The sequence below is a fragment of the Pseudoxanthomonas sp. SGNA-20 genome (assembly GCF_003931635.1).
Classification (GTDB): Bacteria; Pseudomonadota; Gammaproteobacteria; order Xanthomonadales; family Xanthomonadaceae; genus Pseudoxanthomonas.
In genome coordinates, this window is record NZ_RRYK01000001.1 from 36,836 (window position 1) to 50,923 (window position 14,088).

The 14,088-nt window shown below is 71.3% G+C and carries 13 protein-coding genes; 6 read left to right on the top strand and 7 right to left on the bottom strand.

The genetic code is table 11. The annotated features are described in order from the left end of the window. Positions 1-138 precede the first annotated feature (138 nt). A complete protein-coding gene (gene lexA, locus EIM48_RS00155) occupies positions 139-789 on the bottom strand; it encodes a transcriptional repressor LexA (protein WP_019398746.1) in 651 nt (216 codons plus the stop codon). A gap of 112 nt (positions 790-901) precedes the next feature. Here lexA and EIM48_RS00160 point away from each other — a divergent pair, with 112 nt between their 5' ends. Both EIM48_RS00160 and EIM48_RS00165 read left to right on the top strand, forming a co-directional pair. Continuing rightward, a complete protein-coding gene (locus EIM48_RS00160; protein WP_125108319.1) occupies positions 902-1,441 on the top strand; it encodes a hypothetical protein in 540 nt (179 codons plus the stop codon). After that, complete coding sequence (locus tag EIM48_RS00165; protein WP_028915412.1) at positions 1,441-1,650, top strand: helix-turn-helix transcriptional regulator; 210 nt, start codon at positions 1,441-1,443, stop codon at positions 1,648-1,650. The genes EIM48_RS00160 and EIM48_RS00165 overlap by 1 nt, the downstream gene beginning before the upstream one ends. Before the next feature lie 23 nt (positions 1,651-1,673). Here EIM48_RS00165 and EIM48_RS00170 read toward each other — a convergent pair whose 3' ends face one another. From EIM48_RS00170 to EIM48_RS00180, 3 genes are all read right to left on the bottom strand, one after another. After that, positions 1,674-2,171 carry a CinA family protein gene (locus tag EIM48_RS00170; RefSeq protein WP_026010542.1) on the bottom strand — a complete coding sequence of 166 codons (498 nt, stop codon included), beginning with the start codon at positions 2,169-2,171 and terminating at the stop codon, positions 1,674-1,676. A gap of 93 nt (positions 2,172-2,264) precedes the next feature. Beyond that, a complete protein-coding gene (locus tag EIM48_RS00175) occupies positions 2,265-3,143 on the bottom strand; it encodes a cation diffusion facilitator family transporter (RefSeq protein ID WP_125111216.1) in 879 nt (292 codons plus the stop codon). 353 nt (positions 3,144-3,496) lie between these two features. Further along, positions 3,497-6,061, bottom strand: coding sequence for a TonB-dependent receptor (locus EIM48_RS00180; RefSeq protein ID WP_028915411.1), 2,565 nt, complete (start codon positions 6,059-6,061; stop codon positions 3,497-3,499). On the opposite strand from EIM48_RS00180, the gene EIM48_RS00185 reads away from it, so the two are divergent. From EIM48_RS00185 to mutS, 3 genes are all read left to right on the top strand, one after another. Then, entirely contained in the window at positions 6,054-6,410 is a 357-nt protein-coding gene (locus EIM48_RS00185; RefSeq protein ID WP_125110847.1) for a hypothetical protein, read from the top strand. The two genes, EIM48_RS00180 and EIM48_RS00185, sit on opposite strands and share 8 nt — an antisense overlap. Positions 6,411-6,567: 157 nt before the next feature. Then, positions 6,568-8,010: a GGDEF domain-containing protein gene (locus EIM48_RS00190; RefSeq protein ID WP_019398739.1), complete on the top strand. Its 1,443-nt coding sequence runs from the start codon at positions 6,568-6,570 to the stop codon at positions 8,008-8,010. Positions 8,011-8,059: 49 nt separating this feature from the next. Continuing rightward, positions 8,060-10,657 carry a DNA mismatch repair protein MutS gene (gene mutS / locus EIM48_RS00195; RefSeq protein ID WP_125110848.1) on the top strand — a complete coding sequence of 866 codons (2,598 nt, stop codon included), beginning with the start codon at positions 8,060-8,062 and terminating at the stop codon, positions 10,655-10,657. Positions 10,658-10,826: 169 nt separating this feature from the next. On the opposite strand, the gene EIM48_RS00200 is transcribed toward mutS, so the two are convergent. The 3 genes from EIM48_RS00200 to EIM48_RS00210 all read right to left on the bottom strand — a co-directional run bounded on the left by EIM48_RS00200 (position 10,827) and on the right by EIM48_RS00210 (position 12,650). Continuing rightward, on the bottom strand, positions 10,827-11,231 hold the full coding sequence (locus EIM48_RS00200; RefSeq protein WP_125108323.1) for a GFA family protein: 405 nt from the start codon (positions 11,229-11,231) through the stop codon (positions 10,827-10,829). A 3-nt stretch (positions 11,232-11,234) separates the two neighbouring features. Then, positions 11,235-11,876, bottom strand: a complete 642-nt coding sequence (locus EIM48_RS00205) for a glutathione S-transferase (RefSeq protein WP_019398736.1) — start codon at positions 11,874-11,876, stop codon at positions 11,235-11,237. Positions 11,877-11,957: 81 nt separating this feature from the next. Beyond that, the gene (locus tag EIM48_RS00210) at positions 11,958-12,650 is read right to left on the bottom strand and encodes a YafY family protein (protein ID WP_125076608.1); all 693 of its coding nucleotides are present in this window, start codon (positions 12,648-12,650) and stop codon (positions 11,958-11,960) included. Positions 12,651-12,770: 120 nt separating this feature from the next. On the opposite strand from EIM48_RS00210, the gene EIM48_RS00215 reads away from it, so the two are divergent. Then, on the top strand, positions 12,771-13,832 hold the full coding sequence (locus EIM48_RS00215; protein WP_019398734.1) for a cytochrome-c peroxidase: 1,062 nt from the start codon (positions 12,771-12,773) through the stop codon (positions 13,830-13,832). The last annotated feature ends 256 nt before the right edge of the window (positions 13,833-14,088 follow it).

Genomic DNA, 14,088 nt, shown 5'->3' on the forward strand with positions numbered 1-14,088 from the left:
GTGCGTAGTGTGGCCGGGGGCGGTCGCAAAAGCTGCGACGCACGGAGCGGCGTGGCACCAGGCTAGCGGGCCGGGCCGGGCGCGCCCATCGCCGGAGTGCCCGGCATGGCGTCGGAAGACGCCGCGTTCGCGGCCGGCTCACCGGTTGGGGCGGACCAGGCCGCAGTAAAGCCCCTCGATCGCGAAGTCCTGGTCCGGCAGGACCTCGATCGGGGCGTAGTCGGGATTGCGCGGCAGCAGGCGGATGCGGTCCTTGCCGATCTTCAGCAGCTTGACCGTGATCTCGTCGTCCACCCGCGCCACCACGATCTGGCCCGAGCGCGCTTCGCGGGTGCGGTGCACCCCGATCAGGTCGCCGTCGAAGATGCCCTCGTCGCGCATGGAATCGCCCTGCACCCGAAGCAGGTAGTCCGGCGACGGCGAGAACAACACCCGGTCCAGGACCAGGAAGCTCTCGGCCAGGTCGGTGGGGACGTCGGCGCCGATCGGCATGCCCGCGGCCACCCGCCCCAGCACCGGCAGGCGCAGGGCGTCGTCGTTGGCCGGCGGCAGCGCCAGTTCCGGCTGCAGGGCCGGCGGCAGCTGGCGGAGACGGATGCCACGGGCCCGGCCCGGGACGCGTTCGATCGCGCCGGCGGCCTCCAGGGCCTCCAGGTGGTATTGCGCGGCGCGCACGCCCTTGAAGCCGAAGGCGCGGGCGATTTCGGCCTGCGAAGGTGGCATGCCCTCGGCCTCGATGCGCTCGGCGATCAGCCGCAGGATCGCCTGCTGGGTGTCGGTCAGGTCCATGGTTAGTAGTAATACTGCTAACCGAAGCTCGGCGCAACCCGGCCACACAGTCTTGACCCGGGCATAAATTTCTTTATGTTTTACGTAAACAACCCGCTCAAGGAGGAGCGCCATGACCCCGGAAATGAAGATCCGCCGGCACGGCTACCGCCTGATGTCGCTGGCCTCGCTCGGTACCGTCGTCAGTGTCACCCTCGGAATGGGTTCCGCCCTGTGGCTGCTGTCCGGGCACGGAAGCCTGTTCGGGGCCTGGGTGGTATTCGGCCTGCCCTGGGACGAAGCCAGCCGCCTGCCGCCCGGTGACCGCGGCCTGCTGGCCCTTTCGATCCTGGTCGCCACCGCCGCCTACGTCGTGCCGCTGGCCGCAGTACGGCGGCTGGGCAAGGCGCTGTATGCCTGCGATGCGCTGTCGCCGGCGGTGGCCACCGCGTTCATGCGCCTGGCCCACTCGCTGCCGCTCTCGGCGGCGCTGGTCGTGGCCGCCGGCGTGATCGCCGCGGTGGTGCGCAGCCAGCAGGGCGACTGGGTACTGCACATCACCGTGGACACCAACCCGTACTACTTCCTGCTGGCCTGCCTGTGCCTGTACAGCGTGGCGCACCTGCTGCGCCTGGCGGTGCGGGCGGCCGAAGACGCGCGGAGCATCGTTTGATGCCGATCGTGGTCAACCTCGACGTGATGCTCGCCCGCCGCAAGATGAAGTCCAGGGAACTGGCCGACGCGGTGGGCATCAGCGAGACCAACCTGTCGCTGCTCAAGCAGGGCCACGTCAAGGGCGTGCGCTTCGCCACCCTGGAGGCGATCTGCCGGGTCCTGCAGTGCCAGCCCGGCGACCTGCTCGAGTACCGGCCGGAGGACTGATCCGGCCGGACCGCGGCGCGCCGTCAGCCCAGCAGCGCGGCCACGCCTTCCAGCGCCTTGCCCACGGTCTGCCGCCGTACCGCCTCGCGGTCGCCCTCGAAGCGGAACACCGAGGCGCTGGCATAGCCGCCGCGGCGCTTCCAGGCAATCCATACCGTGCCCACCGGCTTGTCCTCGCTGCCGCCGCCGGGCCCGGCGATGCCGGTGACCGCCACTGCGAGGCTGGCGCCGGAGTGCACCAGCGCCCCGGAGACCATCTCGATCGCGGTCTCGCGGCTGACCGCGCCGTGTTCCTCCAGGGTCTGCGGGCGCACGCCCAGCAGCGCCTGCTTGGCCTCGTAGCTGTACACGACCATGCCGCAGTCGAACCAGGCCGAGGAGCCGGCGATGTCGGTCAGGCACTTGGCGATCCAGCCGCCGGTGCAGCTCTCGGCGGTGACCAAGTGCTCGCGCGCGGCGGCGAGGCGGTCGCCGAGGGCCTGCGCCTGCTCGCGCAATTGGGCATCGGTGGGTGGAAGCATCGGCATGGTCCGTGGGAAGGAACCGCACCGTTCTACCGCAGAACCACGCCCGCTGTCGTGCGCCGGCGCAATGCGCCGGCCCGCGGGCGCCGCTCAGGCGTGCCCGCAGCCATGGCAGGGTTCGCCGCCGCCGGCCTCCATCTGCAGGGTGACGTGGGCGATGCCGTGGCGCTCGGCGATCATCCCCGCCAGCGCGCGGCGCACGGCGTCGGCATCGGCGTCCTCGCCCACCACCACGTGCGCGCTCAGCGCCGGCGTGCGCGAGGCCAGCGCCCAGACGTGCAGGTCGTGCACCCCGGCCACGCCGGCCTGGGCCTCCAGGTCGCGGCGCAGCGCCTGCAGGTCCACGCCGTTCGGCACGCCTTCCATCAGCACGTTGAGCGCCTCGCGCACCAGGATCCAGGTACGCGGCAGCACCCACAGCCCGATCACCACCGCCAGCAGCGGATCCACCCAGGTCCAGCCGGTGAAATGGATGATGCCGGCGGCCAGGATCACCGCCAGCGAGCCGAGCATGTCGCTCCACACCTCCAGGTACGCGCCCTTGAGGTTCAGGCTCTGCCCCGCGCCGGCATGCAGCAGCTTCATCGCCGCCAGGTTGCAGGCCAGGCCGACGCAGGCCACGCCCAGCATGCCCAGGCTGGCCACCGGCAGCGGCGCGCGGAAGCGCTGCCACGCTTCCCACAGGATGTAGCCGGCCAGCACGAACAGCAGGCCGCCATTGGCCAGCGCGCCCAGCGCCTCGAAGCGGGCGTAACCGTAGGTGCGGCGCGCATCCGGTGGGCGCCGCGCCAGCCGCACCGCAACCAGCGCGATGCCCAGGGCAAGGGTGTCGGTGGCCATGTGCGCCGCATCGGACAGCAGGGCGAGGCTGTTGGTCAGCCAGGCGCCGACCGCCTCGGCCGCCAACACCGTGGCGGTCAGGCCCAGCGCCCACCACAGTGGGCGCTCGTGGCGGATCTCCGCGGGCACGTGGCTATGCCCGCCCGGGCCGTGGTGGTGGTGCCCGCCGTGGCCATGCTCGTGCCCGTCGTGGCCGCCCGCGGCGTGCGCGCCGGACGGAGCATGGTCGTGGCGGCCGGAGCCATGGGCGTCGTGGCCATGCTGCCCGTGTTCGCGCGCGTCATGGCCGGCACCGGCGGGCGCATGCACGCACCCGCCTGCGCCTAGGCCTGGATCGGCGCCGGTCCGCGCCGTCTGCGGATGATGTTGGTGTGCCATGGGCCGCACTATCGGCAAAGCCTCCGGCGGAGACTATTACAAGTCCGCGGGCGGTTGCCGCGGCGCAGGCCGGTGCCCCGGCACCGGGGCACCGGCGCCGCCAGTCAGAACTTCCAGCCCACGCGTGCGTAGTAGAAGCCGCCGTTGAAGCCGTAGGGCGAATGCACCGGATAGGCCGCACCGGCCACCGATGCACCCCAGGGGTTGTCGGCCGGCGTCTCGTCGAACAGGTTCTGCGCGCCGATGTTGAAGTACAGGCCGGAGGCCAGCTCCCAGCCGACCTCCGCATCCACGATCAGCTTGCTGCCCTCGTGGATCGGAAGCCCGCCGTCCTCGGCCCGGACCACCCCGCTGTCCAGGTGGTCCTCGTACCAGGAGCCGTAATAGCCCAGGCGCAGGTTGGCATGGAACACCTCGCGCTGGTGGTTGATGCTGAAGTAACCCTTGGTCCTGGGCAGCGACTCCTCCAGCTTGTACACCCGCGCCTCGTCGATGAAGTCCGGGTCCCAGGCGTCGACCTCGGTGCGGTTCCAGTTCAGCGCAAGTGAATAGGTGGTGCGCCCGCCGAAGTGCGCGGTCTCCACGCTGGCCACCAGGTCCACGCCGGTGGTGGTGGTGTCGAAGGCGTTGCCGAAGTAGGTCACCGAGGAGATCGACGCCGCTTCCGGGTTGCCGCCGGCCACCAGCGCGGCGCGCTCGGCGTCGCTGAGGTCGAAGCTGGTGCTCAGGGCGATGCGGTCGTCCACCTCGATGCGGTAGGCGTCCACGGTCACCAGCCAGTCACCGCTGTCCCAGACCAGGCCCAGCGACAGGTTGCGCGACTCCTCCGGGCCCAGCGGCCGCGCGCCCTTGAGCTCGGCGATCGGGTTGGTCGGCGGCAGGGTGGCGATGTCCTGCAGCGAGGTGCCGCCGAACACGGTGCTGATCTGGCTGATGTTGGCCTGGCCAGGGGTCGGCGCGCGGAAGCCGGTGCTCAGCGCACCGCGCAGGGCGAAGCTGTCGCTGGCGTCGTAGCGCGCGGTGAGCTTGCCATTGGTGGTGCCGCCGAAGTCCTCGAAGTCCTCGTGGCGCACCGCCGCCGCCAGCAGGAACCGCTCGGTGGACTGGGCTTCCACGTCCACGTATACCGCCCAGTTGCTGCGGTCGAAGGTGCCGGCGGTGCGCGGGCTGAAGCCGTTGAAGCCGTTGGAGCCCAGGGCGAAGCCCTGTTCGGTGAGCGGGCCGATGCCGGTGGAGGCAGCGTCGCCCTCGCTGACCTTGAAGCTCTCCTCGCGCCATTCGGCGCCCAGCGCCAGGCGCAGCGGCCCCTGGCTGAAGCCCACGTCGAAATCGCGGCCGAGGTCGACGTTGATGCCCTTTTCGGTCTGGGTATTGCCGCCGGGGCGGAAGCGCAGGTTGGCCGGCTGGTCCGGGCCAAGCGAGGCGTTGACCGTGTTGTAGATCAGGAACTCGATGTCGTTGCGGCCGTAGCTGGCGCTGAGGTCCCAGTGCCAGGCGCCCCATGCACCCTTGGCCCCGGCCACCACCGAGTAGTCCTCCAGCTCGCCACCGAAGCGCGGGGTGAAGCCGCCCGGCAGCGTCTGCAGGAAGGTGAAGCAGTTGCCCGGCAGCGCCGCGACCTGGGCGCTGACCGTGCTGTACGGGAACAGGTTGCCGTCGGCATCGCGCAGGGGGATCACCGGGCAGCCGCCGGCGCCGGTGAGGTCGCCGACCAGCAGGGTCTGGCCGTCGTCGTTGGAGTACACGCCCGAGCGCGCGGTCGGGTCGCGGAAGTAGAAGCCGCCGTCCACCTCGCGGCTGGCGTAGTTGCCGAACAGGTAGAAGTCCACCGTGTCGCCGGAGATGCCGAGGTTGGCGACGAACCTGAGGTCGTCCTCGACCTTGGGCGAGCCCCAGACCTGCGCCGGCGCGGGCACGCCGGGGTAGCCGGCGGCGATCGCGGCGGCTGCATCGTCGCGCTGCACGCTGCGCGAGGTGTCGTCCGCCTCGCGCCACTCCAGGGTCAGGGTGGCGAAGCCGCGCGCGGTGAGCGGCAGGCCCACCTGCGCCGAATACTGGGTGGTGAAGCCGTCGCCCTCGTAATACTGGCCGGCGAAGGCCTCGAAGGCGCCGCCCTCGTTGGCCTTCTTCAGGCCGAAGTTGATCACCCCGGCGATCGCGTCGGAGCCGTATTGCGCGGCGGCACCGTCGCGCAGGACCTCCACCTGCTCCAGCGCCAGCGAGGGGAATACCGACAGGTCCGGACCCTGCGCGCCGTCGGACAGGCCGTGGCCGAGGAAGGTGATCACCGCCGAGCGGTGGAAGCGCTTGCCGTTGACCAGGACCAGGGTGTTGTCCGGTGGCAGGCCACGCAGGTTGGCCGGGCGCACCAGGCTGGCTGCATCGTCGATCGGGATGGTGCTGACGTTGAACGAGGGCACCAGCACCCGCAGCTGGTCGAGGGCATCGGTGGCGGCCTGGTTGCGGAATTCGTCGCCGCCGAGGATGTCGATCGGCACCGCCGACGAGGACACCGAGCGTGGCTGGCTGCGGTTGCCCAGCACCGACACGGTATCCAGGTTGGTGGCACTGCCCTGCGGGGCCGCGGCCTCCGGCGAAGTCCCGGCCCCGTCGGGTGCCACGGCCTGCGCCAGTACCGGGGGACTCGCCACGGCCAGGGCCGTGGCCATGACAGCCTGGACGGCAATCGCCAACCGGGCACTCGGGAACATCACGCGCCTGCTATGGAGCGGTTTCATGCTGCGCCTCCGGATTAACTGGTGGTTTTCGTTGGGCTCCCCATCCGGCACCGACATTCGGTTGGTGCGCTGCAGCATTACATCCAAACAGGCGCGCGTTGGCAAACCGAAAAATCAATCACGGGTGATTTTCGATAATCCACTTATGCAAGCGGAATTAACCAGCAAGCGATTGATTACATGGCATTTCCTTATATGCACCGAACAGGTGCGATTCATTCGCCAGCACCGTTTTGATTCGCACCATCACCAAAATGGCGCCCATCATGCTTGCGAATGAATTACTCCAGCCGGCGTTTTATCCGGCACGGAATACCGCCCCGCCCCCTTGGCCACCTGTCCCGCCCCCCGCACGGATCGCCGGCCGGCCTGCGCGCCGCGTCGTCACGCAGGCCCTCCGCGACGGGCGATAATTGGGCATGGATGGTTCCCCCGACATGTCGACTTCCCCTGCCCCACACGCCCCCGCACACCCGCCTCCCGACCCCCAGCTGATCGCCGACTGGACCTGCCGGCTGCAGAGCGCCGGCGACGAGGTCGCGCGGCTGGTCGAGGACCTGGTGGCCGCCAACGCTCCCGCGCTTGCGGAGTGCTTCTACGGCGGCCTGCTCAAGGACCCGCGCGCCAACCGCTTCCTCGACCCGGACCAGGTCCAGGGCCGGCTCAAGCCCTCGCTGCAGCGCTGGCTGCGGCAGCTGGCCAGTGCCCGCGCCGGCGATGTCGAATCGCTGCACCGCCTGCACGAGCACGTCGGCCAGGTGCACGCCCGCATCGGCATCCCGGTCGACCTGGTCGGCCGCGGCACGCGCATTCTCAAGGAGCACATGCACCAGGTGATCGGCGCCGCCACCGCCGACGCCACGCTGGCGCTGCGCGCCAGCCTGCACCTGGACGGCCTGATGGACCTGGCGCTGGAGTCGATGACCCGCGCCTACGCCCGCTCGCGCGAGGCCGCCAGCGAGCTGGACGGCTCCTTCCGCCTGTTCTCGCTGATCCAGAACGTGGGCACCGAGCGCGAGCGCCAGCGCGCCCTGCTGCTGGCCTGGGAGAACGCCCTGCTCTACGCCCTCACCGCGGACCAGCCCGGCCCGGTGGAGAACCTGCTGGTCTCCCGCTCCGAGTTCGGCCTGTGGTTCCTGCACAAGGGCATGGCCAGCTTCGGCGAGACCAGCGAGACCCGCCAGGTCGGCGAGCTGGCCGAGCGCATCGACGCGGCCCTGCGCGAGCGCCTGCCGGGATCCGGCAGCGCCGCCGAACGCCGCGCCCTGCTGGACGAGATCCGCGGCTGGGCCGCGGAGATCCGCAACCTGGTCGGGGTGCTGTTCGAAGGCATCGGCGACCTGGAGTCCGGCCGCGACGCCCTCACCCGCCTGCTCAACCGCCGCTTCCTGCCGACCATCCTGCGCCGCGAGGTGGCGCTGCAGGCCAACACCGGCCGCCAGTTCGCGGTGCTGATGCTGGACCTGGACCACTTCAAGGCGATCAACGACCAGTACGGGCACGAGGCCGGCGACCGCGCCCTGCAGCACGTGGCCGCGATCCTGGTGGAGAACACCCGCGGCAGCGACTACCTGTTCCGCTACGGCGGCGAGGAGTTCGTGGTGGTGCTGGGCTCGGTCAGCCGTACCGAGGCGGTGGCCATCGCCCACGCGCTGCGGCGCGCGATCGCCGAATCGCCGGTGCTGCTGCAGGGCGGCGTGCGCCTGCCGCTGACCGCCAGCATCGGCGTGGCCCTGCAGGACGGGCACCCGGATTACGAGCGCGTGCTGGCCCGCGCCGACGCGGCCATGTACCAGGCCAAGCGCGGCGGCCGCGACCAGGTGGTGGTGGCCGACGGCGGCCTGCCAGACCCGCCGGGACAGCGCGCCTTGCGGGGCTGAGCGCGGCCGCGGCCGCTACAATCGGCAGCCCCGCAGAACCCGCAAGCCGATGGCCAAGACCGCAGACAAGTCCGCAGCGCCCGAACACACCCCGCTGATGAAGCAGTACTTCGCCGCCAAGGCGGAGTATCCGGACCTGCTGCTGTTCTTCCGGATGGGCGATTTCTACGAGCTGTTCTACGACGACGCGCGCAAGGCCGCGCGCCTGCTCGACATCACCCTGACCCAGCGTGGCAGCTCCGGCGGCGCGCCGATCCCGATGGCCGGCGTGCCGGTGCACGCCTACGAAGGCTACCTGGCGCGGCTGGTGGCATTGGGGGAGTCGGTGGCCATCTGCGAGCAGATCGGGGACCCGGCCACTTCCAAGGGCCTGGTCGAGCGCAAGGTGGTGCGCATCGTCACCCCCGGCACGGTCACCGACGAGGCGCTGCTGGACGAGCGCCGCGACACCCTGCTGATGGCGGTGGCGCACGGGCGCAGCGGCTACGGCCTGGCCTGGGCCGACCTGTCCGCCGGCCGCTTCCTGGTCAGCGAGGTGGAGAACGCCGACCAGCTGGAGGCCGAGCTCGCCCGCCTCGAACCGGCCGAACTGCTGGTGCCGGACGAGGAAGGCTGGCCGCGGCTGTCGGCCGGTGCCATCCGCCGCCGCCCGCCGTGGCTGTTCGACCCGGACAGCGGCCGCCGCCAGCTGCTGCGTTTCTTCGGCCTGCACGACCTCACCGGCTTCGGCATCGACGACAAGCCGCTGGCGATCGCCGCCGCCGGCGCGCTGCTGGGCTACGTCGAGGAAACCCAGAAGCAGCGCCTGCCGCACCTGACCTCGATCGCACTGGAGACCTCCGGCGAGGCGATCGCGATGAACGCGGCCACCCGCCGCCACCTGGAGCTGGATTCGCGGGTCGACGGCCAGACCCGCCACACCCTGCTGGGCGTGCTGGATTCGACCATCACCCCCATGGGCGGACGCCTGCTGCGGCGCTGGCTGCACCGTCCGCTGCGCGACCGCGGCGTGCTCGGCGCCCGCCACCACGCAGTGGCCACCCTGGTCGAGCAGCGCGCCGACGCCGACCTGCGCGACGGCTTCCGCGGCCTGGGCGACGTCGAACGCATCCTCACCCGCGTGGCCCTGCGCTCGGCGCGGCCGCGCGACCTGTCCACCCTGCGCGACGCGCTGGGCCTGCTGCCCGGCATCCGCCAGGCGCTGGCGCAGCTGGATTCGCCGCGGCTTCAGGCGCTGGCGGCCGAGCTGGGGCAGCACGACGAGATCGCGCACCTGCTGGCCACGGCGATCGCCCCGCAGCCGCCGCTGAAGCTGGCCGACGGCGGGGTGATCGCCGAGGGCTACGATGCCGAGCTGGACGAGCTGCGACGGCTGTCCACCAACGCCGACCAGTTCCTGGTCGACCTGGAGGCGCGCGAGCGTGCGGCCACCGGCATCCCCACCCTGAAGGTCGGCTACAACCGCGTCCATGGCTACTACATCGAGATCAGCAAGGGCCAGGCCGACAAGGCCCCGGTGCACTACACCCGGCGCCAGACCCTGACCGGGGCCGAGCGCTACATCACCGAGGAGCTGAAGGCATTCGAGGACAAGGTGCTGTCGGCGCGCGAGCGCGCGCTGGCGCGCGAGAAGTTCCTGTACGACGCGCTGCTGGACGCGCTCAACGAGGTGCTGGAACCGCTCAAGCGCTGCGCCGCGGCGCTCAGCGAGCTGGACGTGCTGGCCTGCTTCGCCGAGCGCGCGCAGGCGCTGGACTGGTCGCAGCCGGAGCTGACCGACGCGCCCTGCCTGTGCATCGAGCGCGGCCGCCACCCGGTGGTGGAGGCGGTGCGCGAGGAACCGTTCGAACCCAACGACCTGGAGCTGTACGGCGACCGCGACGGCCAGGCGCGGCGGATGCTGGTGATCACCGGCCCGAACATGGGCGGCAAGAGCACCTACATGCGCCAGAACGCGCTGATCGTGCTGCTGGCGCACATCGGCAGCTTCGTGCCGGCCAGCCGCGCGGTGATCGGCCCGATCGACCGCATCCTCACCCGCATCGGCGCCGGCGACGACCTGGCGCGCGGCCAGTCCACCTTCATGGTGGAGATGGCCGAGACCGCCTACATCCTGCACCACGCCACCGAGCAGTCGCTGGTGCTGATGGACGAGATCGGCCGCGGCACCTCGACCTACGACGGCCTGGCCCTGGCCGACGCGGTCGCGCGCCACCTGGCCACGGTCAACCGCTGCTGGACCCTGTTCGCCACCCACTACTTCGAACTGACCGCGCTGGCCACGCCGGAGAGCGGCATCGCCAACGTGCACCTGGACGCGGTCGAGCACGGGGACTCGCTGGTGTTCATGCACGCCGTGCGCGAGGGCGCGGCCGACCGCAGCTTCGGCCTGCAGGTGGCAGCCCTGGCCGGCCTGCCCAAGGCGACCCTGGTGCAGGCGCGGCGGCGCCTGGCCGAACTGGAGCAGCGCGGCCGCGAGACCCACGCCTCGGAAATGGCGCCGCAGGCACTGGACGCCCCGCAGCAGTTCGGCCTGTTCGCGCCGGCGCCCTCCGCCGCGCAGGAGGCACTGGCCGCGCTGGATCCGGACGAGCTGACCCCGAAGCAGGCGCTGGAGGCGCTGTACCGGCTGAAGTCGCTGCTGTAGGGCGGGGGCGCCTTCGCCCTGCCGCCCGAAGGCCCGGGAGCACTTCGTCCACCGGGCCACGGCTTCACCGGCGTAGCCCGGACAAGGCCAAGGGCCGCATCCGCGGATCCGCCACGCCAGGGGACGACCGGCGACAAGGGTGGCGGCGCGTGCGCCTCGCCTGCCCGCGCTACAGCGCGCGGAAGTCGGCCGGCGGGTTCATCCAGTTGTCGTGGCGGCCGTCGGCGTAGCGGATGCCGCCGCCGACCAGCTCGTCGATGCTGGCATCGTCCAGGGTGTTGACCCGCACCGCCAGGTAGTCGCCGCCGGCCTCGGCGATGTAGCCGTGCCCGTACACATGGGTTCCGCAGCGCGTGCAGAAGCGGTGGTGGATGTTGCCCTCGCCCCAGTCGCGGCCGTAGTCGCCCAGGGCCGACTCACCCTGCAGCAGCTCGAAATCCTTTGCCTGCGCGCCCCAGGAGCGGGTCTTGGTGCAGAAGGTGCAGTTGCAGCGGCCGGTGCCGGCCGCCAGGTCGATCACCGCCTGGTAGCGCACCGCGCCGCAGTGGCAGCTGCCGTGGTAGGCCTTCTCCATCGCTCAGGCCTCCTGCATCCCGGCCGGCACCGGGTGCTGCACCGCCAGCGCGTTGTCGCGCGCGTTGGCCGCCACCGCCGCCGGGCGCGCGGCGTGCAGCTGGGCGAAAGCGACGAACGCCGGCTTCTTCTCCAGCATGCCGACCATCATGTAGTAGCCGAGGAAGGCTGCCATCAGCAGGTCGGCGGTGGTGAAGCGGTCCCCGACCAGGTGCTGGCGCCCGGCCACCGCCTGCTCCAGAGTGCGCAGCAGGTCGGCCTCGGTGCCGTAGCCGGCCGACAGCGGCCTGGCCAGCGCGCCGGCTTCCTTGGCGGTGAGCAGCGACTCCACCGGCCCGGCGAGGAAGAACAGCCAGCGGTAGTAGCTGCCGCGCTCGGGCGCACCCGGCGGCGGCGCCAGCCCCTTCTCCGGGACCAGGTCGGCCAGGTAGGCGCAGATGGCGGCGTTCTCGGTCACCACCAGGTCGCCGTGGCGGATCGCCGGCACCTTGCCCATCGGGTTGACCGCCAGGTACTCGGGCGACTTCATCGTGGTGCCGAAGTCGAGCACGACCTCTTCGTACGGCAGGCCGGTCTCCTCCAGCATCCAGCGGGTGATGCGCGCCCGGGACAGGGGGTTGGTGTAGAAGGTCAGCGTCTTGCCCATGGTCGTCTCCGTCACTGGAAGGGAATCCAAGTCTGGGACGGGCCTGCTGACAGCTGCTGTCAGCAGCGTGCGAGGGCCTGCTCAGCCCTCGCTGCGGCGCAGGCGCAGCTGTTCCCAGCGGCGCAGCAGCTGGTGGCGGGTCTGGGGATAGCGGCGGCCGGTGTCCTCCAGGTCCAGCACGCGGTCGGCGCGGAAATGGCGGAAGTCGTCGCGTTGCTCGCACCAGGCGGCGATCAGGCGCATGTCGTCGAGGAAGGCCATGGCGAAGGGCCAGACGACGCGCTCGCTCTCGCGCCCCTCGGCGTCGCGGTAGCGCAGGCGCACGGCATGGCCGTCGCGGATCGCGCGGCGCAGCGCCGGCACCCATGGCTCGGGTGCGCGCTGTTGCCAGTACGGTGCGAACAGGCCGCTGGTCTCGATCTCCAGGCGCCGCTCGCCGGGCAGCACGCCGGCGATGCGCGACAGCGCGCGGTTGGCGGCGGCCGCCAGCTCAGGGTCGCAATGCGAGGCCACCCAGCGCGCGCCCAGCACCAGCGCCTCCAGCTCCTCGGCCGGGAACATCAGCGGCGGCATCACGAACCCGGGGCGCAGGCGGTAACCGACGCCGGCATCGCCGTCGATCTGCGCGCCCTGCGAGCGCAGCGCCTCGATGTCGCGGTACACAGTGCGCAGGCTCACGCCCAGGCATTCGGCCAGTTGCGCGCCGCGCACCGCACCACGGCGCTGGCGCAGTTCCTCGAGCATCCGTAGCAGACGGGTGGCGCGCTGGGTCATCCCTACGGCAGGCCTGGCGACGGGATGCCAAGCATAGCCGCGGCGGCGCGGTTGATCGCAGTCAATGCCACGGTCGCGGGCGCATCCGATAACTGCGCCACAGCCCCACCGGAGAAGTCCATGCGCCACCGCAGCACCGTCCTTGCCGCCGCCCTCGCCCTGGCCTGCACCGGCCTGCAGGCCCAGTCGACGCAAGCCGCCGACCAGCCGGACGCGGCCGCGCTGCGCGAGACCGCCAACGCCCTGTTCGGCCCGGTCCCGCACAGGATCGAACAGGTGCGCGGCCAGCAGGTCACCGCCGCCCAGGTGGAACTGGGCAAGTCGCTGTGGTTCGAGCCGCGCCTGTCGCGCAGCCACGTGATCAGCTGCAACACCTGCCACAACGTCGCCACCGGCGGCGCCGACAACGTGCCCACCTCGATCGGCCACGGCTGGCAGAAGGGCCCGCGCAACTCGCCCACCGTGCTCAACGCGGTGCTCAACATCGCCCAGTTCTGGGACGGCCGCGCCGAGGACCTGAAGGAGCAGGCCAAGGGCCCGGTCCAGGCCAGTGTGGAGATGAACAACACGCCCGAGCGCGTGGAAGCCACCCTGCGCAGCATCCCGGCCTACGTGGAAGCGTTCCGCAAGGCCTTCCCGGGCGAGCGCGAGCCGGTGACCTTCGAGAACATGGCACGCGCGCTGGAAGCCTTCGAGACCACCCTGGTGACGCCGGACTCGCGCTTCGACCAGTTCCTCGCCGGCAAGGACAGCCTCGACGCCACCGAGCTGCGCGGCCTGTCGCTGTTCATCGACAAGGGCTGCGCGTCCTGCCATTCCGGTCCCAACGTGGGTGGCCAGGCCTACTTCCCGTTCGGCGTGGTCGCGCGCCCCGGCGCCGACGTGCTGCCGGCCGGCGACAAGGGCCGCTTCGCCGTGACCCAGACCGCCAGCGACGAGTACGTGTTCCGCGCCGCACCGCTGCGCAACGTGGAACTGACCGCGCCCTACTTCCACAGCGGCCAGGTCTGGGACCTGCACCAGGCGGTGGCGATCATGGGCAGCAGCCAGCTGGGCCACGAACTGGACGCGGCCGAGGTCGAGGCCATCGCCCGCTTCCTGAAGACCCTCACCGGGCGCCAGCCGCAGGTGACCACGCCGCTGCTGCCGCCGAGCACTTCCACCACGCCGCGTCCGGAGTGATGCTTGGCGGGCCGGGCGGCCACGCGCCGCCCCGTTCTTCCGGTCCGGCGCCCTGCGGGGCGCCGCCTGTTCCATAGGCAGGTGCTATCGGGAAATTCGCAACTAACAATTTCTCTTGATAGCCCCTGCCAACTAGCCTGTGGCCGTTCGATTCACACCGGCTACGGGCTTGCAGCAGCAGTCCCTTCGCCACAGGCGGCGCGCGGCCCGCGCCGCATCGCATCCACCGCCCGCTCCCCCGTGGGCACGAAGCAGA